The sequence below is a fragment of the Thauera sp. 2A1 genome, assembly GCF_009469595.2.
Lineage (GTDB): Bacteria > Pseudomonadota > Gammaproteobacteria > Burkholderiales > Rhodocyclaceae > Thauera.
Genome location: NZ_SSXV01000013.1, coordinates 21,387 through 42,889, shown reverse-complemented (window position 1 = coordinate 42,889; position 21,503 = coordinate 21,387). Strand labels below are relative to the sequence as shown.

The 21,503-nt window shown below is 67.4% G+C and carries 18 protein-coding genes; 1 reads left to right on the top strand and 17 read right to left on the bottom strand.

Annotated elements, in window-relative coordinates; genetic code table 11:
* Positions 1-2: 2 nt before the first annotated feature.
* The 11 genes from GH664_RS13125 to GH664_RS13075 all read right to left on the bottom strand — a co-directional run bounded on the left by GH664_RS13125 (position 3) and on the right by GH664_RS13075 (position 10,819).
* A complete protein-coding gene (locus GH664_RS13125; RefSeq protein WP_153168529.1) occupies positions 3-1,712 on the bottom strand; it encodes a DUF4157 domain-containing protein in 1,710 nt (569 codons plus the stop codon).
* A 116-nt stretch (positions 1,713-1,828) separates the two neighbouring features.
* The gene (locus tag GH664_RS13120; RefSeq protein WP_228111505.1) at positions 1,829-2,554 is read right to left on the bottom strand and encodes a Crp/Fnr family transcriptional regulator; all 726 of its coding nucleotides are present in this window, start codon (positions 2,552-2,554) and stop codon (positions 1,829-1,831) included.
* A 46-nt stretch (positions 2,555-2,600) separates the two neighbouring features.
* Complete coding sequence (locus tag GH664_RS13115; RefSeq protein WP_153168527.1) at positions 2,601-4,520, bottom strand: nitric oxide reductase activation protein NorD; 1,920 nt, start codon at positions 4,518-4,520, stop codon at positions 2,601-2,603.
* 4 nt (positions 4,521-4,524) lie between these two features.
* Positions 4,525-5,457, bottom strand: a complete 933-nt coding sequence (locus GH664_RS13110; RefSeq protein WP_194270405.1) for a 4Fe-4S binding protein — start codon at positions 5,455-5,457, stop codon at positions 4,525-4,527.
* A gap of 79 nt (positions 5,458-5,536) precedes the next feature.
* Complete coding sequence (locus tag GH664_RS13105; RefSeq protein WP_153168526.1) at positions 5,537-5,944, bottom strand: hypothetical protein; 408 nt, start codon at positions 5,942-5,944, stop codon at positions 5,537-5,539.
* Positions 5,945-5,980: 36 nt separating this feature from the next.
* A complete protein-coding gene (locus tag GH664_RS13100; protein WP_153168525.1) occupies positions 5,981-6,781 on the bottom strand; it encodes a CbbQ/NirQ/NorQ/GpvN family protein in 801 nt (266 codons plus the stop codon).
* Positions 6,778-7,059, bottom strand: coding sequence for a cytochrome C oxidase subunit IV family protein (locus tag GH664_RS13095; protein ID WP_153168524.1), 282 nt, complete (start codon positions 7,057-7,059; stop codon positions 6,778-6,780). The genes GH664_RS13100 and GH664_RS13095 overlap by 4 nt, the downstream gene beginning before the upstream one ends.
* A gap of 13 nt (positions 7,060-7,072) precedes the next feature.
* Positions 7,073-7,669: a cytochrome c oxidase subunit 3 family protein gene (locus GH664_RS13090; protein WP_153168523.1), complete on the bottom strand. Its 597-nt coding sequence runs from the start codon at positions 7,667-7,669 to the stop codon at positions 7,073-7,075.
* A gap of 88 nt (positions 7,670-7,757) precedes the next feature.
* Complete coding sequence (locus GH664_RS13085; protein WP_228111499.1) at positions 7,758-8,804, bottom strand: type I glyceraldehyde-3-phosphate dehydrogenase; 1,047 nt, start codon at positions 8,802-8,804, stop codon at positions 7,758-7,760.
* Between the two features lie 161 nt (positions 8,805-8,965).
* The gene (locus tag GH664_RS13080; protein ID WP_153168521.1) at positions 8,966-10,345 is read right to left on the bottom strand and encodes a cbb3-type cytochrome c oxidase subunit I; all 1,380 of its coding nucleotides are present in this window, start codon (positions 10,343-10,345) and stop codon (positions 8,966-8,968) included.
* 48 nt (positions 10,346-10,393) lie between these two features.
* Entirely contained in the window at positions 10,394-10,819 is a 426-nt protein-coding gene (locus tag GH664_RS13075; protein WP_153168520.1) for a cytochrome c, read from the bottom strand.
* 270 nt (positions 10,820-11,089) lie between these two features.
* Between GH664_RS13075 and GH664_RS13070 the strand changes: the two genes are divergently transcribed.
* On the top strand, positions 11,090-11,323 hold the full coding sequence (locus tag GH664_RS13070; RefSeq protein ID WP_153168519.1) for a hypothetical protein: 234 nt from the start codon (positions 11,090-11,092) through the stop codon (positions 11,321-11,323).
* 102 nt (positions 11,324-11,425) lie between these two features.
* On the opposite strand, the gene GH664_RS13065 is transcribed toward GH664_RS13070, so the two are convergent.
* From GH664_RS13065 to xdhB, 6 genes are all read right to left on the bottom strand, one after another.
* On the bottom strand, positions 11,426-12,991 hold the full coding sequence (locus GH664_RS13065; RefSeq protein WP_228111498.1) for a glycosyltransferase family 39 protein: 1,566 nt from the start codon (positions 12,989-12,991) through the stop codon (positions 11,426-11,428).
* Positions 12,988-14,040, bottom strand: a complete 1,053-nt coding sequence (locus GH664_RS13060) for a glycosyltransferase family 2 protein (protein ID WP_153168518.1) — start codon at positions 14,038-14,040, stop codon at positions 12,988-12,990. The genes GH664_RS13065 and GH664_RS13060 overlap by 4 nt, the downstream gene beginning before the upstream one ends.
* Complete coding sequence (locus GH664_RS13055) at positions 14,037-14,981, bottom strand: lysylphosphatidylglycerol synthase domain-containing protein (RefSeq protein ID WP_153168517.1); 945 nt, start codon at positions 14,979-14,981, stop codon at positions 14,037-14,039. Before GH664_RS13055 ends, GH664_RS13060 begins: the two co-directional genes overlap by 4 nt.
* Positions 14,982-15,213: 232 nt before the next feature.
* A complete protein-coding gene (guaD, locus tag GH664_RS13050) occupies positions 15,214-16,542 on the bottom strand; it encodes a guanine deaminase (RefSeq protein WP_228111497.1) in 1,329 nt (442 codons plus the stop codon).
* Positions 16,539-17,450: a xanthine dehydrogenase accessory protein XdhC gene (xdhC, locus tag GH664_RS13045; protein ID WP_153168516.1), complete on the bottom strand. Its 912-nt coding sequence runs from the start codon at positions 17,448-17,450 to the stop codon at positions 16,539-16,541. The genes guaD and xdhC overlap by 4 nt, the downstream gene beginning before the upstream one ends.
* On the bottom strand, positions 17,447-21,391 hold the full coding sequence (gene xdhB, locus GH664_RS13040) for a xanthine dehydrogenase molybdopterin binding subunit (protein ID WP_194270404.1): 3,945 nt from the start codon (positions 21,389-21,391) through the stop codon (positions 17,447-17,449). Before xdhB ends, xdhC begins: the two co-directional genes overlap by 4 nt.
* Between the last annotated feature and the right edge of the window lie 112 nt (positions 21,392-21,503).

The following is a 21,503-nucleotide window of genomic DNA, read 5'->3' as shown; positions in this document are numbered from 1 at the left end:
TTTCAGATGTCGGTGCGCACCGCGATCGAGGTGGCATGGCTGCCGTGCGTCTTGCTCGCGAGGTGTTCCTGATGGAAGGTCTGGCTCTTGTCGGTGGTGCCGTACATCGAGAAATTCCACGCGCGGTCGATGAAATTCCATGAACTCACGCCCTTGCTCGCGGCATAGGCGGCGGTCACCGCGAAGTTCTCGAGCGTGATGTTGTCGCTGCCGTCCTTCATGATCACGCCGGCCCAGTGGTAGTTCCAGGTGCTCTCCCCCGGATAGCTCTTGAAGCCGGGCATGTCGCCCTCGGTGGCCATCGAATACGACTCGCCGATCTCGGGATTGGCGTAGAAGTTGATGCCGGCTTCCTTGTCGAACTTGTCCATGCCGGCATTGCCGAGCGCGAGATACATCGTCTTCGCTTCGGCGATCGTGGCCGGTTTGCGGAAAACCTTGGTCTGGGTCTGCGAGCCGGCGATGGCGCCGCCGATCGCGCCGATGATGCCGCCGACCACCGCACCCGGTCCGGCGCCGACGCCGCCGATGAAGCTGCCCAGCAGGGCGCCCAGGCCGGCACCCACCGCCGCACCGCCAAGCGCACCGGCAGCGGTGTTGCTCTTCATGTCGTAATGCACGCCCTCGACGACGAAGGCGGCGTTGTCGGCGCGCGCGATGAAGCCGGGCAGCAGGTCCATGTAGACCTGGTTGGCCATCGCGTTCGGCCCCCCCTTGATCCAGTCGGACACGGTCGCATCGTCGATGCCCTTGCCCAGCTTGACGACGCCGTTGTCGCGATACACCACGCTGCGGTCGTCGCCACCGGTGGAGCCGGTCACCGCCGCCGACGAGCGGCCGCAATCGGTCCACAGCGCCATCGGGCCGTTGGCGGTGCCCTCGGTGTCCGTGCCGCCGGGCGCATTGGCCTTCTCCGCTCCGGCATGGGCACCGCCCGGCTTGGTCAGGAAGCGAGGCTCGACCTTGCTCAGTGCGTTGCCGTCGACGCTGACCGAACCGCCACCCGTGCCCAGTTCGATGGACGAACCCTGCTTGCCGACTTTCTGCAGCTTCGCATTGGCGCCGCTGATCAGCCCCGGTGCCGCATACAGGCTCTGCGCACCGAACAGCGCGCTCTGCCGGCCTTCCCCGACCTGGGCGTTGCCGGCCGGCAGCGCTTCGACCGTGTAGCGCTGCACGTCGCTGCCGGGCGCACGCGGCTCGCCCCTCGGCAACAGATCCTTGGCCGAGCGGCCGGCGACGACCCGGTCGGCGATCGCGCTTGCCTGCCGTTCGAGCGGGGCGTCGGCAGCGTCGAAGGCATCGGCAGGGCCCAGTCCGTGGCGGTGCTGCATCACGTGCGCGGCTTCGTGCGCAGTGAGCCACAGGCTGGGGGCGGAACGGAAGGCGATCGATGAACCGGTGGCGTAAGCCTCGGCGCCCAGGGTGTCGCAGGCGTCGGCGGGCGCATTGCCCTGATGGGCACGCACCGAGGACAGATCGTGCCGGTTGCCGAACGCTTCCTCCAGGCGTGCGAGGTGGGGCAGGCGCTCGCCGCCGCCCGGGACGCCGGACGTCGCGACATCGTCGACTGCCTGCCGCGGCGGGGTCGCGCTCAGGAAGCGCGGCATGCCGCCAGCGGCGTGCGGCCGCGCGGCGGCAGCGTCAGTCCCGTGCGCAGCACGGGGCGATGGTGCCCTTCGTCGCTGCAGGAATGCCGTTGCGCCAGCCATGAGCGCCTCCGCAAGGCGGTAAGCGGGAAGGGGGCTTCCGCTGTGCCCGCGTCCCCGTCTGGAACCAGGCTTTCACTATAGATGGCCGCAGCCGATCGCGCCCGGATCGTGCTGTCCTAGCCCAGGCTGGTGCGCAGGCGGCCGATGTCGGGGATGTGGATCGTGCGTCCTTCCACCTCGATCAGGCCGGCACTGCTGAGCTCGTGCAGGATGCGCGAGAAGTGCTCCTGGGTGAGGTTGAGGCGGGAGGCGATGGTGCCCTTGCTGGTCGGCAGGCGGATGGATACGCGGCCTTCGGGCGGGGCGTCCTGGCGGATTTCTTCCTCGCGCAGCAGGTAGCCGACGACGCGGTCTCGCCCCGAGCGCAGCGAGTAGCTTTCGACGTCGGCCATCAGGTGGTGCAGGCGCTGCGACAGGCCGGCGATGATCTTGCGGCAGAACAGCGGGTCGCCTGCCAGTTCGTCGAAGAAGGTCTGTTTGCCGATGTGCAGCAACTGCGTTTCGGTGAGTGCCTGTGCCATCACGACGTAGGGCTTGTCCATGAACATCACCGCCTCGCCGAAGGTCTGGCCGGGGCGCAGGATCTCGACCACCTTCTCGTTGCCGTCGGCCGAGGTGAAGGCCAGCTTGATCTGGCCGGACAGGATCAGGTGGAAGCCGGTGCAACTGTCGCCGCGGTGGAACAGGATCTCGCCCTTCGGCACCTTCACCTCGCGCACGCCCCTCGCGATGCGTGCCACTTCGTTGCTCGACAGGCCGTTGAACAGCGGCGCCTGCGTCAGCAGTTTGCTGAGGCGTTCGATATCCGGCGTCCTGGCCACTGGAGCGGCCGAGATCTCCATCGCGTCAAGGCTTTCCCTGCAGGGAAGGTCGCTGTGGCTCATCGCGTCATCTCGTCAGTTGGGCATAGAACATGGGGAGCCTGGCAGGCAGTTCGTCCGGTTTGCGGATCACCGCGAAGCCGGACGGACCGAACAGATGCGGCAGGTAGCTGGCGCCCTCGCGGTCTATGGTCACGCAGAAGGGAACGATGTCGCGGCGGCGCGCCTCGACGATGGCGACGCGGGTGTCCTCGATGCCGTAGCGACCGTCGTAGAGGTCGAGATCGTTCGGCTTGCCGTCCGACAGGATGAGAAGAATGCGTCGCGCGGCCGCCTGCGCGTCCAGCAGGCTGGTGGCGTGGCGGATCGCCGCGCCCAGCCGTGTGTAGTAGCCCGGCTTGATCGCCATGACGCGGCCGCGCACGCGGTCGTCGAAGCGCTGGTCGAAATCCTTCAGGCGGTGGAAGCGCACGTTTCCGCGCCTGACAGACGAGAAGCCGCACAGCGCGAAGCGGTCGCCGGTGGCACTGAGTGCCTCGCCGAACAGCAGCAGCGAGTCGCGGATCACGTCGATCACCCGTGCCTCGGAGGAAATCCAGGCATCCGTGGAGAGCGACAGGTCGGCCAGCGCCAGGCAGGCGAGGTCCCGCTCGCGATTTTCGAGCGACAGGTAGAGCTGGTCGGACGGGTGATGGCCGGTGGCGCGGTCGGTGGCGGCGCGCACCACGGCGTCGAGGTCCAGTTCGCTGCCATCGGTCTGCGCCTTGAGCCAGCGACGGCCGGGCTGCAGGGCGGCGAACTGCCGGTGCAGGTGACGGGCGGTGCGACGCAGACGCTCCGGCAGCGGCGCCGGTGCGGCGCGTGGATCTTCTGGCGAGGGCTGCAACTCGTTCAGCCGCACGTAGTCCTCGCGCAGCAGCCCCTTGCGGTAGTCCCATTCGGGCAGCGGGATGCCGGCGCCGAGCACGGCGTCGTCCTCGGCGGCAGAGGGCAGATCGAGGTCGAAGCGGATCTTGGAGGCGATCCGTTCCTCGTCCCGCGACAGCGCCAGGCGGTCGAGGTTGGCTGCGGCATCTGCAGCGTTGTCGTCCGGATCGTCGTCCGTGCTGCGCTTGACCTTGATGAACTCGGCGACCGACAGCAGGCTCTCCGCACGGAAGATCATCAGCAGGCCGTGCTTGTCCTTGGGGGTGTCGACCCGTTCCACGCGGTGCGCCTCGCGCGCGGTGTCGCGGTCGCCGGGTTTGCTGTTGCCGCCTTCGGCCGCGCCTGCTCCGGAAGAGCTCGCAGCGTCGCTGCCCTGTGCGCCGGCGAAGGCACTCAGCCACAGCAACACCGGCATCGCCGGCGGCGTGCCGGCGGGCACCGGCGGGAGCTGTGCAACGCTGCCGGGCTCGTGCAGCGCCTGGCGCAGGCTGCGCTCACGGGCGGCTTCCGGCGCCGGCAGCCGCTCGGGTGAGGGGCGCTGGGCGATCGTGGCTTCGACCAGGCGGCGGTAACGCGGCGTCAGCCCGGGCCAGCGGTGCAGCGCACGCATTGCTGCCTGCTGGTTGAGGCGACACTCGATGTCCGCGGGGTCGGTGGGAACCTGCGAAAGCATGCCTGCGTTGGCCGATGCCTCTGTGTCTTCGTCCTCACCCGATGCATGACTGGCTGCCAGCGCGGCAAGCCAGAGGTAGAGGTCGCGATTGAGTGCGGGCTCGGGAAAAGCGTCGATTTCGGGCGGAAGGCGCAGCGTGGCGATGTCCATGCGGCCGCGTGCGATGCGCTCGTCGCTGCCGGCGATGCGCTGTAGCAGCTTGCGGCGTGCGCCGTGGGTGTCGGCCGTTGCGGCGGCGATACGCAGGCCGGGATCGCCACCGAGGGCGCGGAAGAACACGCTGGTGGCGCGCTCGACATCCTTCAGTCGCACTGCTGCCTTGGGATGGTGACCACCCGCGGCGCGGGTGATCAGGCGGTGCCAGAGTTTACCGACGACTTCTTCCATGGCTTCAGCGCTCCCGTCCGGCGCGGAAGCCGGCCTCGTTCTGGCGCGCCGCCTCGCCTGCAACCCAACTCAGCAGCGGACCGTCCGGATTGTCGCGCTGGGTCTCGCCGCAGGCGTCGATGCATTGTGCGCACTGGGTGCAGGTGAACATGTGGCGCTTGATGTTGCGGGGTGTGAGGCGCATCGGACAGACGGCATCGCATGCCGACTGCTTGTCGGGCAGGCAGGTCGCGCAATCGGGCGCACGGCTGCGGCGGAAGCCGACGACCATGGCCGACTTGTTGCCCATCCAGGCAAGGCTCTGGAACAGGCCGACGGCACAGACGTAACGGCAGAACAGATGCCGCGCGAAGAGGAATTCGAGCGACAGCACGGTGGTTGCCGCAGTGAGGAAGATCGCCTGGTTGCGGCTCAGCGCACCGTTGACGAGGTTGGCATAGACTTCGAAGGGCGGCAGCAGGTAGGTCAGGAATACGACCGCCCAAAGGAAGGCGAAGCCCACGGCGGCCGGCACCACCACGAGCCACCAGCGCGTGTCGGAGCGTCGCGGGCTGCCATCCGGCTGCCACGGCGGAAGGGCGGATTTCTCCCACACGCTGGGCTTGCCGAAGGCACGCACCATCAGCCGGTTGATGGTCTCCACGACCGAAAAGTGCGGGCACAGCCAGCCGCAGTAGAGCCGGCCCCACTTCCACGCGACCCACAGGAACACCGCAGCACCCGCCAGCAGCGGCAGGAACAGTCGCAGCATGACGTTGACGCCCGCCTGCAGCGCACCGATGCGTCCGGCGAGGAAGTCGTCCAGCCCCAGCCGCCACTCCATGCCGAGCAGCCAGGCATGGTTGGCCTCCAGGTCGTAGCGGAAGATGTCGAACACCGGTGCCACCACGAACAGCACGAAGAAACCGATCTGGAACAGCAGGCGGCGCGTCTGCATCGACTTGGGCGCCGGGGCGTCGGCACGTGCGATGGGAATCACGCGCCGCTCGGCGGGGCGGTTCAGTACGCCGCTCACCTCACCGATCCTCCCGTGGCCCGAACACCGGGTAGCGCCACGTGCGCCCGTTCATCGCGCGCGACAGGCCGAGCATGCCCAGCAGGATCAGGGTGGAGTGCACGAAGGTGAAGTACATCACGCCGATCACCCACGACCATGGATTGTCGAACCCTCCGAGCACGAAGATGGCAACGCTGAGGCTGACGAGCAGGCTGCCGCCCCAGATGCAGGTCCATCCTGTCTGGCGCAGATGGTTGCGCACCAGCGGATCGGGGTGGTCGCGGTGCATCGCCCACAGCACGAGCAACGCGAGAAAGGCCAGGCCCGGCAACAACATCAGGTTGATCAGGAACAGGGCTTCAGCCGCCACCGCCAGTGGCGGGCCGGCGACAGCGGTCTTGTGCGGGTCTGCGGGCGGATTGCTCATCGCGGCGTGGCTGGCTGGATTGCGCCGGGGAGGCGGTCATCGGCCGAAGGTGGCCGTCGCGACTTCCATCAAGCCTTCGGCGACTTCGGGGTCGTCGGTCAGGCTTTCGACGATGGCGACACGGCAGGCCGCCACCGGGTCCATGCCGTCCTTGATCAGCAGTGCGGCGTAGATCAGCAGACGGGTGCTGGCGGCTTCCTCGAGGTCGCGGTCCTTCAGTGCGCGCAGGGCGCCGGCAATGCCGACCAGACGCCGCGCGACGTCGGGTGCGCAGCCGGTCTCGCCGCACAGGATGGTCTCCTCGCGGGCAGCGGCCGGGAAGTCGAAGCGCAGACTGACGAAGCGCTGCCGGGTCGACGGCTTCATGCCCTTGAGCAGGTTCTGGTAGCCGGGGTTGTAGGACACCACCAGCATGAAGCTGGGCGGTGCCTCGAGCAGCTCACCGGTGCGGTCGATCGGCAGGATGCGGCGGTCGTCCGCGAGCGGGTGCAGCACGACGGTGGTGTCCTTGCGCGCCTCGACCACTTCGTCCAGGTAGCAGATGCCGCCCTCGCGCACCGCACGGGTGAGCGGGCCGTCGCACCACACGGTGCGCCCCTCTCCGATAAGGTGGCGGCCGACGAGGTCGGCCGCGGTCAGGTCGTCGTGACACGCCACGGTGTAGAGCGGCAGGCCGAGGCGCGCCGCCATGTGCGCGACGAAGCGGGTCTTGCCGCAACCGGTCGGCCCCTTGATGAGCAAGGGCAGGCGGTTGCGCCACGCATGCTCGAAGACGTCCACCTCGTCGCCGGCGGGCTGGTAGAAGGGGGTCCCGAGGTTGGGGGTGTCGAGCTTCATCGTGAAATTCCTTTCCAGTACGCGATCGCGATCACTGCCCACACCAGGATCATCCAGCCGAGCGTCAGCGCCCGCCACAGCACCGGTGCATGGCGCAGCGCCATGAAGTCGAGGATGATGACGCTGCCTTTCCAGAAGGACAGCACCGCCAGAATCAGGATGGTGAGCCGGCCGGCAACGTCGGCAGCTCCCAGGCCCCAGGTCAGCAGGGTGGCGGCGATCAGCAGCAGCCACAGGATGGTGGCCCGCCGCGGCGTGCCATGGACTTCGACGCTCATCGATGCGGCCCTCTCAATTGATGACATAGACCAGCGGAAACAGGATCAGCCAGACAAGATCCACCATGTGCCAGTAGGCTGCCCCGGTCTCCATGCCATTCATGTCACCCGCGTGGTAGCGACCCTTGCGCGCGCCGTTCCATAGCGCGAGCAGGATGACCAGGCCGAGGATGACGTGCATGAAGTGGAAGAAGGTGAGCGACAGGTAGAACATGTGGAACGGGCTGCTCGACAGGCTGACGCCATGCGCGAAGGCGGCCGAATATTCCGTCAGTTTCACCCCGATGAAGCCGAGGCCGCAGCAGATCGCGGCCAGCAGCCAGCGTGCGCTTTGCGCGGAGGCGGCGCGCTCCGCCGCCTGCACCGCGCGCACCACGAAATAACTCGCGGTGAGCAGCAGCATGGTGTTGATCACGCCTGCGCCGCGGTTCAGCGCCTGCTGCTCGACGTTGAACAGCTCCAGGTTTTTTGCGCGGGTGAAGGCGTAAGCGGCGAAGAAGACGCCGAAAGCCAGCAACTCGGCGAGGATGAAGAACCAGATGGCCAGGTCGCCGGCAAGCCGCGGCCCGGGTGCGGCGGCAAGGGTGGCGGTATTGCGTGTGTTTTCCATGGGCCGCAGTGTAGGTGCTTGCGAACCATTTTCACTTGATCGCGGTTAACTGAGGCCGGCGCGGCCTTCGGCTCGCGCCCGGGTGAGTTCAGCGCGTGGCCTGCAGCCAGAAGCGGGCGACGTCGAGCATGCGGTTGGCGAATCCCCACTCGTTGTCGAACCAGATGACGAGGTTCACCAGGCGCGGGCCGATCATGCACGTCTGGCCGCCATCGACGATAGCCGAATGGGCGTCGTGGTTGAAGTCGATGGAGGCATGGGGTTCGTCCGACCAGGCGATCAGGCCGGCATACGGCCCCGAAGCGGCCTCCCGCAGCAACTCGTTGACGCGGGCCGCGCCGACGTCGCTGGCGAGCGACAGGACCATGTCGATGGCCGACACGTTGTGCGTGGGCACACGGATGGCTTTTGCCTGCACGCGGCCGGCCAGCGCCGGAAGCAGACGTTCGACGCCGCGGGCGAGGCCGGTGGAGACGGGGATGATGGATTGCATCGCCGAGCGCGTGCGGCGCAGATCGGTATGGTGGTAGCCGTCGATCAGCGGCTGGTCGTTCATCACCGAGTGCAGGGTAGTGAGCATCGCGTGTTCGATACCGAGCTCGGTGTGGAGCAGCGCGAGAACGGGCACCACGGCATTGGTGGTGCACGATGCGTTCGATACGAGACGCTCCCGCCCGGTGAGCGACAGTTGGTTGATGCCATGGACGATGGTTGCGTCCACGTCGGCTGCACTGTTCGCCGGATGCGACAGCAGCAAGCGCGGGCAGCCCGCGTCGATGAAGCGCATCAGGCTGGCACGTTCGCTGTATTGCCCCGAGCACTCGACGACCAGATCGATGTCGTGGCTGCCCCAGTCCACGGCTTCCGGCTCGCGTGCGTGGGACACCGCGATGGCCTGCTCGTCGATCAGCAGGTGGTCGTCGCCAGCCTCGACGCGGCCCGGGAAGCGACCATGGGTGGAATCGAAGCGTGTCAGGTAGGCAATGCTCGCCAAATCCGCCGGTTCGTTGATCGCGACGATGTGAAAGTCGCGCTGCAGCCCGGCCTCGTGCAGCGCCCGCAAGAAGCAGCGCCCTATACGGCCATAACCATTGATGGCGATGCGGACTGGGGCGGTGGGGCGAAACGAGGACACGGCGGAAGAATCGGAGACCTGCGACACGATGGCGGCGGACGAAGATATGGGAGGCCTTGATTCTAACGGCTGTACGGGCATCGGCAAAAAAAGGGGGCGGCCAGTGGCCGCCCCAACCCCTTCCTCCGGTCGCCCGGGGTACTACGCAGAACCCATGGATATCAGGCGTTGGCGCCTTTGGTTTCGCCCTTGACGAAGAAGCTCACCAGATACAGAACCAGGCCGGTGAAGAACACCACGCCAGCCCATTCGCGCATCCAGAAGAACAGCGAGATCTGATCCTGGGTCGCCATGAAGGACATCGGCGTGTCGGACACGCGCTGCAGCCAGACTTGCAGGATGCCTGCAGCGGTCAGGAACAAGGTGATGAACACCATCGCGATCGTCATCAGCCAGAAGCTCCACATCTCCAGCACTTGCGAACGCTCGGAGTTGGCGGCACGGCCGCGCAGGATGGGCATCGCATAGCTGATGAAGGTCAGCACCACCATCACGTAGGCGCCGTAGAAGGCCATGTGGCCGTGCGCCGCGGTGATCTGGCTGCCGTGCGTGTAGTAGTTCACCGGAGCCAGGGTGTGCAGGAAGCCCCACACGCCTGCGCCGAGGAAGGCCATCACGCCGGTACCGAGGGCCCACAGCACCGCAGCCTTGTTCGGATGCTCGCGACGGCGGCGGTTCACCATGTTGAAGGCGAAGACGGTCATGGCGAAGAAGGGCAGCGGCTCCAGCGCGGAGAAGATGGAACCCCACCACTGCCAGTACTGCGGCGTGCCGATCCAGTAGTAGTGGTGGCCGGTACCGATGAGGCCGGTGACCAGGGCCAGCGTGATGATCACGTACAGCCACTTCTCGATGACTTCACGGTCCACCCCCGTCACCTTGATCAGCACGTAGGCCAGCAGCGCACCGAGGATCAGTTCCCACACGCCTTCCACCCACAGGTGCACCACCCACCACCAGTAGAACTTGTCCTTGACCAGGTTGTGCGGGTTGTAGAAGGAGAACAGGAAGAAGATCGCCAGGCCCCACAGACCGACGATCAGCACCATGCTGATGGAGGTCTTGCGGCCCTTCAGCAGGGTCATCGAGATGTTGAACAGGAAGCCCAGCGCGACGATGACGATGCCGACCTTGGTGATCAAAGGCTGCTCGAGGAACTCCCGTCCCATGGTCTCGAGGATGTCGTTGCCGGTGAGCTTCGCCAGCGTGGCATACGGCAAGGCCAGGTAGCCGACGATGGTGAGCGCGCCCGCGATCAGGAAGATCCAGAACAGCGCCAGCGCCAGCTTGGGGCTATACAGCTCGGTTTCAGTCTCCTCAGGAATCAGGTAGTAGGCCGATCCCATGAAGCCGAACAGCAGCCATACGATGAGCAGGTTGGTATGCACCATCCGCGCAATGTTGAAGGGCAGGGCGGGGAACAGGAAATCCCCGATCACGTACTGCAGACCCATGATCAGCCCGAACAGGATCTGCCCAACGAAAAGTCCGATCGCCGCTATGAAGTAGGGCTTGGCGACCGCTTGTGATTTGTATTGCATGACGTGTTCCTCTTGTCGTCTCACATTTTTGCTAGGTCGACCTTCGACTCAGCCCTCGATGTTGGGCGGCCAGTTGGCGGTGTTGATTTCCGACGAGTACTTCAGGAATTCGACCAGGTTGTCGAGCTCCTCGTTGGTGAGATTGAACTGCGGCATCTGGCGGCGGCCAGGCGCACCCGTCGGTTGCGACTGGATCCAGGCCTTGATGAACTCAGGGCCGCGGCGCTTGTAGACGTTGCCGAGCTCGGGCGCAAAGTAGGCGCCTTCACCCAGCAGGGTATGGCAGCCGATGCAGTTGCGCGTTTCCCAGACCTTCTTGCCCGCGATGACCTGGGGCGTCAGATTGGCTGAGTTGTCCAGCTTCGGAAGTGTCTTGTTGGTGTCGAAGGTCAGCGCGAGCAGTAGCAGGAAGAAGAACACTGTCCCGCCATAGAAGATGTTCCGCGCCATGGATTTGGTAAATATGCCGCTCATGGAGAGATCCTCATCGTTGGTCTGGTTTTGTCCGCAAAGGTGATGGAAGGGGTGCGCGTCCTCTGCAGCGGGTCCTGGACGCAGGGCGATACTAGGTTTCGCCCCTCTGCATGCACCATGATTTGAATCAAGATTCACTGGAGCCAGCAAATACGCGGGTCGCCATGTTGACCGTGATGTTTTTCACGTCATGCAAATGGGTTCTGATGAGAAACTGCGCGAGTACTGACTCTCAAGGGGTCTGACCCCCGACGGAACATGGGACAACGCTTGAAACCTGAAGACGCCTTCCACTTTGGCCGCGAATACCGTGGGGATATCTACGCGCTGTGGGACGATGCGCCCGAATTGCGGCGGCTGGGAATCGAGCTGGGAAGCTTCAATGCGGACTGGGCCTGCTTTGAGGATTGCCGCCTGTCCTTGCTCGCAATGGAGGAACTCACCGCCCTCGGAGGGAAGTACCTGGCCGACCTGAGCCCTGTCGTTCCAGCCCGCTATAACTGAGGCAGCCAATGCGGCAGCAATGCCGCAACGGTGACTGGACGAGGCCCCGCCAGCGACGAGCTGGCGGGGCCTCGTCCGTTCCGGACGGCCGCGGTCGATCCCTCAGGAGGCTTGCGGCGTGGATTCGGCGAGCCGCCTCACCAGCACGACGCCGCCCTTGCGAAAGAGGGTTTCGTAACCTGCCTCCGGAAGCCGATCGATGCGTGTGATGGCGAGTTCTCCCGGCTCAGGCGGGCGTTGCGGCGTGACTGCGCCGCGATAGACGCTGATGCTCGGGGCGTCGAAGCGCCAAGCGACAACGGTGCCACCCAGCGCGCGCGCGGCGAGCGCGGCTTCCTTCACCGGACCCTGCAGCAGCGTGCCCGCCCAGGGCGACACCGTCGAGGTCAGGACGCCCACGCAGATCACTGCGCCGATCGACAGCCGCGACCAGATCGAGGCTTTGGACCTGGTGGCGACAGCAAGCCACAGCAGCAGGGCTCCGACCGTCACGACGTAGTAGATGGGTGTGGTGATCGACCCCGCCTCGGCAAGCTGGGCGCGGTAATACGCATTCCCGGCCGTGCCCTGTGACAGATGCTGGGCAACGAGCGGAAGCGCGGCGAAGGTGGCGAGCAGCAAGGTGGGCGGCACCAGGTGCAGCCAGCGCTGGCGCAGGCTGTCGCGATGCGCCGCCACCAGCAGGAACAGCGGCGTGGAGCCGTACAGCACGTAGTGCGGCAGCTTGGTGCCCGACAGCGAGAAGAACACCACCACGAAGCCCGCCCACAGCCACAGGAAGCGTCGCACAGCAGTCGAGGCATCGGTACGCACATGGCGCAGCGCGGAGAAGAGCGGTGTGGTCCAGGGCAGCAGCAGCAGCGGAACTGCCACCACATAGTAGAAGAGGCTGCCGGAGTGGCCTTCAAGCGAGCCGGTGAAGCGCTTCACGTTGTGCTTGAGGATGAAGCCATCGATGAAGGCCTGGCCGTGGATGCTCAAGGCCGCGGCGTACCACGGCACGACCAGCACGGCGAGGATGAGCCACCCCAGCGGGTCGAACACCGACCGCAGCCAGCGGCGCCATTCCATGCGGCTCGCACAGTACAGGAAGGTGACGGTGCCGGGCACGATGAGGGCGATCGGGCCCTTGGTCAGCACGCCGAGGCCGATCCACACGTAGCTGCGCAGCAGGGGCGTGCGACGGTCGGTCTCGAGGTGCCGCCAGGCGTCGAACAGGGCGAGGGCGAGCAGCATGTTGAGCAGCGCGTCGGCCGTCGCCGCGCGGCCGATGGCGAGCGGGCCGATGGCCGTCGCCGCCACGGTCAGCGCCGCGAGGGCAGCGTCGGGACCAAAGCGCTCACGCGCGAAGTACCAGGTCGCGTAACTCCAGATCGTCGCCGCCAGCGCCGAAGGCAGGCGGAATACCCATTCGGTGGCGCCAAAAGCCATGAAGGGCAGCGCCTGCAGCCAGTAGATCAGGATGGGCTTGTCGAAGCGGTGCTCGCCGTTGAGATAGGTCGATAGGAAGTCGCCGCGCTCGAACATCTCGCGCGTGGCTTCCGAGAACGCACCCTCGTCGACGTCGAACAGCGGCGTCGCCCCCAGCATCAGGAAGAAGCTGGCCAGCGGCAGCAGCAGGAGCAGCAGGGTGAGCGCCGGGTGGCGCTGCGTCTGGCTGCCCATCATGCGCCGGGCCGGTGCCAGCCTGAGTCTTCCGGCAACGCGTCCCGTTCGCGCGCCACATAGGCCCGCGAGCTGCCGGACTCGTAGTAGACGCGCGCCAGCAGCTCTGCCAGCACGCCGGAGGTCACCATCTGCACGCCCGCAATCAGCGTAAAGAAGCCGGCGAACAGCAGCGGACGGGTGCCGATCGATTCGCCGAGGAAGATCTTCACGCCGGCGAGGTAGGCCAGGATCAGCGTGCCGATCGCGCCCAGGCCGATGCCGATGCCGCCGAAGAAATGGCCGGGGCGGGTGCGGAAGCGCATGAAGAAGTACACGAAGATCAGGTCCAGCACGACGCGGAAGGTGCGCGAGATGCCGTATTTCGATTCGCCGAACACGCGTGCGTGGTGGGTGACGACCTCCTGCGCGATGCGTCGTGGCGTGGTCACGGTCGCCAGCCACGCCGGGATGAAGCGGTGCATCTCGCCGTACAGGCGCACGTTCTTGATCGCGCTGGCGCGGAAAACCTTCAGGCTGCAGCCGTAGTCCTTCAGGTGCACGCCGGTCAGGCGAGCGATCAGGCGGTTGGCGATGCGCGACGGGATCTTGCGCAGCAGCAGGCCGTCCTGGCGATCCTTGCGCCAGCCGGCGACCAGGTCCAGGTCTTCGGTCAGCAGACGATAGGCCATGCGCGGGATATCGATCGGATCGTTCTGCAGGTCGCCGTCCATCGTCACGATCACGCTGCCGCGCGCGGCGTCCAGGCCGGCCTGCATCGCAGCCGTCTGCTTGAAGTTGCGCATCAGCTCGACGACGCGCACATGCGGGCCGAAGACCTTTGCGCAGCGCTCCAGCTCCGCGGGCGTCGCGTCCGAGCTGCCGTCATCGACCAGCACCACCTCCCAGGGCCACGGGTAGGGCCCCAGCGCAAGGTGGATGCGGTCGAGCAGCGGTTCGACGTTTTCGGCCTCGTTGTACATCGGCACGACGACCGACAGCGTGTGTTCCGGCAGTCCTTCGGGAATCTGAGGTTCTGCGGGAGGAAGCGGGGATCGGGTTTGCAGGTTCATGAATGCGGTGCAGTGCTCGAGGATTCGTTGGAGGGCGGGGGGGACCCGCTTGCAGTTGTGGCTCTGGGCGCCGCGATCAGCAGCGCCGCCAGCGCGCCAGCCGCCAGCGCGCAGCCGATGACGAAGAGGTGGAGGGCGAGGGCGGCGCGCAGGCCCACCTCGAAGTCGATGCCTGCGGGCAGCAAGGCGGCTGCGGCGCCGGCCTCGTAGGTGCCGAATCCGGCCACGCCCTGGATCGGCAGGATGGCGGCAAGCTCGGCGCCAAGTGCGCCGGCCGCGCCGGTACCCAGTGATGCGCCGAGGACGGCAGCCAGCAGCAGCGACTGCGACGCAAGTTTCACCGACCAGTTCGCGACCGTCCATAGCCAGCCGAAGCGCGCGTGGCGCGTGGATGCGGCGAAGGCGTCACGCAACTTGCCCAGCCTGGCTGCGAATGCACCGCGCTCGGCCCAGTCGTGCCGTGCCCGCGCCCAACGCGGCAGCGCCAGCGCAAACACGATCAGGCCAAGGGCACCCGCGGCGCGCAGCGCAAGTGGCACGCCTGGCCAGACGGCGGCGGCGACGATGCCGACCACCAGCGCGTCCTGCAGGCGGAACCAGAACAGCGAGGCCACGGCGCGCGCCACCGGTGTGCCGAACGTCTGGCGCAGCAGCAGCGGGAAGGCTGCTTCGCCACCGCGAAACGGCACCACGTTAACCATTGCGTTATGGATCAGCACGATGCGCAGGCAAGCGACAAAGCGCCCGCGCGCGTCGCTGCGGAATTCGTCGAACACGCGCAGCGCGCGCAGGAGGTAGCTTGCGGCAAAGCCCAGGCCGGCGAGCGCCAGCACCGAAACCGGCAGGTGCACGAAGCTGTCCGCCAGCGCCCGCCAGTGGCCGTTGCTGGCGAGCCATGCGAGCAGCGCGATGCTCAGGGCGACGGCGAGCAGACGCTTCATTACCGTACGGCACCAGCCAACGAGTGTCGCGCGCTCGCATCGCTCCTCGCCCGCAGAAGCGGGGGGTGCGCTGGGCGCGCGGGCATGCGCGCGGTGCCGCAGGGGGAGAAGGGGCTTGACGCCATCAAAGCGAAAGGGCGAGGAAAAAGTTGCTCATTTTACCCGATCGACCATTCCTGCGCCGGATTTGGGCGAGTCGCCCGGGGCGCGGGCGGCGCGGGGTTTGCCGCGGTCAGCGTCGCCACACCGCTTCCCCGAGGATGTAAGTGGCGTGGATGGCGCGGTCGTCGCCCAGCGTCATGAACACGAACAGGCGCTCGGCCAGCGTCGCACACTGCGCCATGCGGCGGGCGATCAGCGGCGTGGCGGCGGGGTCGAGCACGACGAAATCCGCCTCGCGGCCGGGGGCGAGGCTGCCGATGCACGCGTCCAGGTACAGGCTGCGGGCACCACCCAGGGTGGCAAGATAGAAGGCCTCTTCGGCGCCGAGCTTCTGGCCCTGCAACTGCAGAACCTTGTATGCCTCGCCCAGGGTCTGCAGCATCGACAGGCTCGTTCCCGCACCGACATCGGTGCCCATGCCGACGCGCACGCCGTGCGCGCGAGCGCGCGCGAGGTCGAACAGGCCGGAGCCGAGGAAGAGGTTGGAGGTGGGGCAGAAGCTGATCGCTGCGCCGGCCTCGGCCATGCGGGCGCGATCCTCGTCGTCGATCCAGATGCAGTGTGCCAGCACGCTGCGCGGCCCGAGCTGGCCGAAGCGTGCGAACACGTCCAGGTAGCTGCGCACGCCGGGATGCATGCGTGCGATCCAGGCCACTTCCTCGCGGTTTTCTGCGAGGTGGGACTGCAGGAAGAGGCCGGGGTATTCCGCGAACAGCCTGCCGGCCGCCTCCATCTGCGCTGCCGACGAAGTAGCGGGGAAGCGCGGGGTGACGGCGTAGCCGAGGCGGTCGCGGCCGTGCCAGCGTTCGATCAGGGCACGCGTCTCGGTCTCGCCGGTGCCGCCGAGGTCGCAGAGGTTGTCGGGGCAATGGCGGTCCATCAGTACCTTGCCGGTGATCATGCGCATGCGCCGGCGCCGCGCGGCGGCGAAGAGGGCATCGGCCGATCCGGGATGCACCGTCGCGAAAGCCAGCGCGGTCGTCGTGCCGTTGCGCAGCAGCTCGTCGCAGAAGACGTCCGCCTCGGCCTCCGCATACTCCTGATTGGCAAAGCGCGCTTCGGCAGGGAAGGTGTATTTCTGCAGCCAGCTCAGCAACTGCTCGCCGGGGCTGGCGATGACGTCGAGCTGGGCGTAATGGACATGGGTGTCGATGAAGCCGGGCAGGATCAGCTTGCCGCGATGATCATCCACCGCCACCCCGGCTGGCAGTTGCGGCAGCAGTTCGGCAGATGGTCCGACGGCGTCGACGAGGCCGTTGCGTATCAGCAGCAGGCCATCGGGAAAATGCGCCTGAGCTCCGGCGCCGGCGACAGCCGGATCGTCGGTGAAGTACAGGATCTCGCCGCGTACGGCGCGCAGGGGCGGCCTATCCGGCGGCGCGGAGTTTGCCTTGGTCAAGGCTGACCCTCCGGGAATCGGGTTTGCGCTCGCAGGCGCAGCAATTGCGCCGCAATGGCCACCGCGATCACCTCCGGCTCCTTGCCGCGGATGCCATCGACGCCGATCGGGCAGACAAGCCGCGACAGCGCCGCCTCGCTGTGGCCACGCAGACGCAGTTGATGTTCGAAGCGCCGTCGCTTGGTGCGCGAGCCGATCAGCCCCAGGAAGCGGAAGTCGCCGCGGCGAAGCCAGGCATGGACGATCTCAAGGTCCAGCGCATGGCTGTGCGTCATGACCACCGCAGCGCATTCGGGCGGCAGCGTACCGACCTCCGCTTCCGGTGCGTCGCTGACGATGCAGCGTGCCACTGCCTCCGCTTCGGGTGCGAAAGCGGCGTCGCGGCTGTCGATCCAGGTCAGCGACACGGGGAGGCGGACCAGCAGCGTGGCGAGCGCGCTTCCAACGTGGCCGGCACCGAAGAGCGCCACCGGCAGGCGCTCGGTCACCGCAAAAGCACACGCGGGAAGATGCGCAGCGAGCAGGGCGCGCCAGTCTGCATCGTTAGCCTGTGCAGCACGGGCCTCGGCGACCCAGTCTGCCCGCGACGGCAGCACGACATCGAAAGCGAGCATCATCTCGCCGCCACAGCACTGGCCCAGGCGCGCGCCCAGCGGCATGCGCTCGAGCTGCCGGGAAGGTGCCGCGCAGTCCCTTGCGCCTTGCAGCAGGGCGCGAGCGCGTTCGATCGCACACAGCTCCAGCCGGCCTCCGCCTATGCTGCCCGCGATCGTTCCTGCGTCAACCAGCATGGATGCCCCTGTCTCGCGCGGTGTGGAACCACGTGTTGCCACGACCGTGACCCACACCGCAGGCCGGCCTTCCGCGACGGTGGTGGCGAGCGTGTCGAGCAGGGCGATGCCGTTCATGCGTTCGCGGACGATATTGTTGCGGCCCGCGCGGATGGGGCCGCCCCGGGCGCGGCGCCACCGCGTGCGTCGCGCGCGCGCAGCTCGGTGATGCTGCGCAGGATCTCCTCTGCGGTGGCGGGCGCATCGAGTTGCGGCGCAAGCCGGTGATCGGCCACTGCGGCGATCGCGTCCTTGATCGCGTGCCAGACCGACAGCGCCAGCATCAGCGGCGGTTCGCCCGTTGCCTTGGACCGGAATACCGTGTCGGCGGCGTTCTCGCCATGCGGCCACATCCGCACGCGGAAGTCCGCTGGCAGATCCGATATCGCCGGAATCTTGTAGGTCGAGGGAGCGTGCGTCAGCAGGCGGCCGGCGTCGTCCCAGCGCAGCTCTTCCATCGTCAGCCAGCCCAGGCCCTGCATGAAGCCGCCCTCGATCTGACCCAGGTCGAGCGCCGGGTTGAGCGAGCGCCCGGCATCGTGCAGCAGATCGGCACGCAGCACCCGCACCTCGCCGGTGAGCGAGTCGACCGCCACCTCGGCGCAGGCGGCGCCGTAGGCGAAATAATAGAAAGGATGGCCGGTGAAGCTGGTAGGGTCGAAGTGGATGTCCGGCGTGCGGTAGAAACCGGTTGCCGACAGCGACACGCGCGCCTTCCAGGCAGCCCGGACCAGCTCGGCGAAGGGCACGGTACGCTCGCCGATGACGACATGGTTGCGGCGGAACCGCACCTCGTGCTGCGGGATGCGGTACTGCTGCGCGGCAAAGCGGGCCAGGCGTTCCTTGATCTTTCGTGCCGCCTGCTGCGCCGCCTTGCCGTTGAGGTCAGTTCCGCTGGAGGCTGCGGTGGCCGAGGCGTTGGGCACCTTGGACGTATCGGCGGCGCTGACGCGGATGCGGTCCAGATCGGTCTGCAGCTCGTCGGCGACCACCTGCGCCACCTTGGTGTAGAGACCCTGGCCCATTTCGGTGCCGCCGTGGTTGAGCAGCACGGTGCCGTCCTTGTAGACCTGGAGCAGGGCGCCGGCCTGGTTCAGGTGGGTGGTGGTGAAGGAGATGCCGAACTTCACCGGTGTGAGCGCCAGCCCGCGCTTGATGACCGCGCTGGCGGCATTCCACGCCTCGATTTCGGCGCGGCGCGCGCGGTAATCGCTATCGGCTTCCAGCGTGTCCAGCAACTGCGGGAGGATGTTGTCGGCGATGCGCTGGCCGTAGGGCGTGACATCGCGCTCGCCGACGCCATAGAGGTTGCGCTTGCGCACGTCCAGCGGATCCACGTGCAATGCGCGGGCGATGGTGTCCATCACTTCCTCGATGCCGAACATGCCCTGCGGCCCGCCGAAACCGCGAAACGCGGTGTTGGAGACGGTGTGGGTACGCAGCCGCAATGAGTCGACCGCGACGTCGGGCAGGTAATACGCGTTGTCGGCGTGGAACAGCGCGCGATCGGCGATGGCGCCGCTGAGGTCGGTGGAGTGTCCGGCGCGCATCGCGTGGCGGATGCGCAGGCCGAGGATGTGCCCCTCGGTGTCGAAGCCCGCTTCGTAGTCGATGCGAAAGTCGTGCCGTTTGCCGGTCATGATCATGTCGGTGTCGCGGTCCAGCCGCAGCTTCACCGGCCGGCCCGCATGCCGTGCTGCGATCGCCGCCAGCGTGGCGATCTGGCCGGGCTGGCTCTCCTTGCCACCGAAGCCGCCGCCCATGCGCCGGCACGTCACGACCACATCCTTGGCGTCGACGCCCAGCGCCTTCGCCACCTGCAACTGGACCTCGCCCGGATGCTGGGTGGCCGAGTGCACATGCATGGTGCCGTCGTCGCCGGGAATCGCCAGGGCGATCTGGCCTTCGAGGTAAAAGTGGTCCTGGCCGCCGCAGCGCACCGAACCACTCAGCCGGCACGGTGCGCGGGCGATGGCGGCGTCCGGCTCGCCGCGGTGCATGCGCACGTCGGCCTGCACGCGGCTGCCGGCGGCCAGCGCGTCGTCGATGGTCAACAAGGCCGGCAGGGGGGCGCACTCGGCGCGGGCGAGGCGCGCGGCGCGGCGGGCGGCGTCGACCGAGGTCGCTACCACGAGACAGAAGGGTTGGCCGTGGAAGCGGATCTCGCCTTCGGCGAGGATGGGATCGTCGTCGACCACGGCGCCGAAATCGTTGGCGCCGGGAATGTCTGCTGCTGTCAGCACCGCGACCACGCCAGGAACGGCGCGCGCCGCGTCGATGTCGATTGCCGCCAGGCGCGCGTGGGCGTGCGGTGCGAGTGCCAGCGCCGCGTGCAGCGTGCCGCGCGGCTCGGGCAGGTCGTCGGTGTATTGCGCGGCGCCCGTCACGTGCAGCAGGGCGGATTCATGCGGCAGCGGCAGGCCGCTGGCACCGTGCGCGCCGCCCTCCTGCACTTCCGCGGCTGTGCTGGCGGTTTGCTCTGCGGTGGATGGCCGGGTCAAGGACGGTGCTGAGTCCTCGAGGCCGCACACCGAGCGGTGCAGGCGTGCCAGAAGGTTCTGCGCCACGGCCAGGCGGTATCCGGCGCTGGCACGCAAGTCGCTGATCGGACTGAAATCTTGCGCGATCGCCGCCTGCGTTGCGGCAAGCGCGGCAAGGTCGAACGGACGGCCAAGCAGCACGCTCTCCGCCTGCATGGCGCGCTGCGGCGTGGCCGCCATGCCGCCAAAGGCCAGGCGCGCAGCGCGTACCACGCCATCGGCGATCGTCAGGGCAAAGCCGGCGCAAACGGTGGAGATGTCCTGATCGTGGCGCCGAGAGACTTTCCAGGTGCGGAAATGCAGGCCATCCGGTGCTTGCCCTGCAATGCGGGTGGCGGACACCGCGCCTGCCTGGCGCAGTGGAATGTGCACTGCCTGCACGATCTCGCCGGGGGCGAGGCGCGGGAGGCTACGGTCGGCCGGGTAGAAGTCCTCCAGCGCCAATTCACGGGTGGTGCCGGCATGCCTGAGCAGTAGCCTGGCACCGAGCGCGATCAGTGCCGGCATAGAATCACCGATCGGGCTGCCGTTGGCGATGTTGCCGCACAGCGTGCCGGCGTTGCGGATCGGGCGCGAACCGAAGCGGCGGTGAAGCTCTGCGGCTTCCGGGTAATCGCGGGTCAGCGCCCGGAAAGCGTCATCGAGTGACACGGCGGCGCCGATCTCGAGCGTGCCCTCGTCGATGACGATTCCGGCGAATTCAGTCACGTGCATCAGGTCGAGCACGCGCGGCAGGGCGCGGAACTGCTTGGTGATCCACAGGCCGACATCGGTGCCACCCGCCAGCAGGGTGGCCTCCTGCGTGGCGGCGATGAGCGTGTCGAACTCGGCAAGGCTTCGTGGTGCTGCGTATGCGCCCGATGCGTGCGTCACCTGCAGGCTGCCTTGCGCGGCGATGGCCGTGAGCCGCGCGATCAGCGCCGCTTCGCCGGCCTCGGCTTGCGGATGCCAGGCGGGCGGCGGCGGCAAGCCGGTTGCCGGTGGTGCGTCGAGCCCGTACATGCGCCGGGCCGCGGCGACGATCGGGCGGTAGCCGGTGCAGCGGCACAGGTTGCCGGACAACGCATCGGCGATCGCGCGCTCGTCGGCCGCGGGTTCGGTCTGCAGCAGGGCGGCGAGCGACATGACGAAACCGGGCGTGCAGAAACCGCACTGCGAACCATGGCAGTCGACCATCGCACGCTGCGCCGGGTGGAGCTGTGTTGCTGCCGCCAGCGATTCGATCGTGAACACCGCCTTGCCGTGCAGCGTCGGCAGCAACTGCAGGCAGGCGTTGAGCGATCGCCAGCGCAGTCGGCCAGCGCGCATATCGGCGACGAGGACGGTGCACGCGCCGCAGTCGCCCTCCGCGCAGCCTTCCTTGGTGCCGGTCAGGCTGGCCTCCTCACGCAGCCAGTTCAGCAGCGTGGTGGTGGGGGCGAGGCCGGCGACGACCACGTCGCGGCCGTTGAGGATGAAGTGGATGCGGTCGGTCGTCACGCGCGTCAGCCTCCGATGGCATTCGCCTCGGGCGCGAGCGTGGCTCAATCCATCGGCACGACGCCCCGCCTTTCATGCAGCATAGCGCGTCGGAGCGGCCGCCGCAGCGCGG

Coding starts and splice junctions, on each gene's coding strand:
- GH664_RS13120 (WP_228111505.1), bottom strand. CDS start 2,554: ATGGAGATCTCGGCCGCTCCAGTGGCCAGGACGCCGGATATCGAACGC.
- GH664_RS13110 (WP_194270405.1), bottom strand. CDS start 5,457: ATGCAGACGCGCCGCCTGCTGTTCCAGATCGGTTTCTTCGTGCTGTTC.
- GH664_RS13105 (WP_153168526.1), bottom strand. CDS start 5,944: ATGAGCAATCCGCCCGCAGACCCGCACAAGACCGCTGTCGCCGGCCCG.
- GH664_RS13090 (WP_153168523.1), bottom strand. CDS start 7,669: ATGGAAAACACACGCAATACCGCCACCCTTGCCGCCGCACCCGGGCCG.
- GH664_RS13100 (WP_153168525.1), bottom strand. CDS start 6,781: ATGAAGCTCGACACCCCCAACCTCGGGACCCCCTTCTACCAGCCCGCC.
- GH664_RS13115 (WP_153168527.1), bottom strand. CDS start 4,520: ATGGAAGAAGTCGTCGGTAAACTCTGGCACCGCCTGATCACCCGCGCC.
- GH664_RS13080 (WP_153168521.1), bottom strand. CDS start 10,345: ATGCAATACAAATCACAAGCGGTCGCCAAGCCCTACTTCATAGCGGCG.
- xdhC (WP_153168516.1), bottom strand. CDS start 17,450: ATGAACGGCATCGCCCTGCTCGACACGCTCGCCACCACCGTCGCGGAA.
- GH664_RS13065 (WP_228111498.1), bottom strand. CDS start 12,991: ATGATGGGCAGCCAGACGCAGCGCCACCCGGCGCTCACCCTGCTGCTC.
- GH664_RS13095 (WP_153168524.1), bottom strand. CDS start 7,059: ATGAGCGTCGAAGTCCATGGCACGCCGCGGCGGGCCACCATCCTGTGG.
- GH664_RS13060 (WP_153168518.1), bottom strand. CDS start 14,040: ATGAACCTGCAAACCCGATCCCCGCTTCCTCCCGCAGAACCTCAGATT.
- GH664_RS13075 (WP_153168520.1), bottom strand. CDS start 10,819: ATGAGCGGCATATTTACCAAATCCATGGCGCGGAACATCTTCTATGGC.
- GH664_RS13125 (WP_153168529.1), bottom strand. CDS start 1,712: ATGGCTGGCGCAACGGCATTCCTGCAGCGACGAAGGGCACCATCGCCC.
- GH664_RS13055 (WP_153168517.1), bottom strand. CDS start 14,981: ATGAAGCGTCTGCTCGCCGTCGCCCTGAGCATCGCGCTGCTCGCATGG.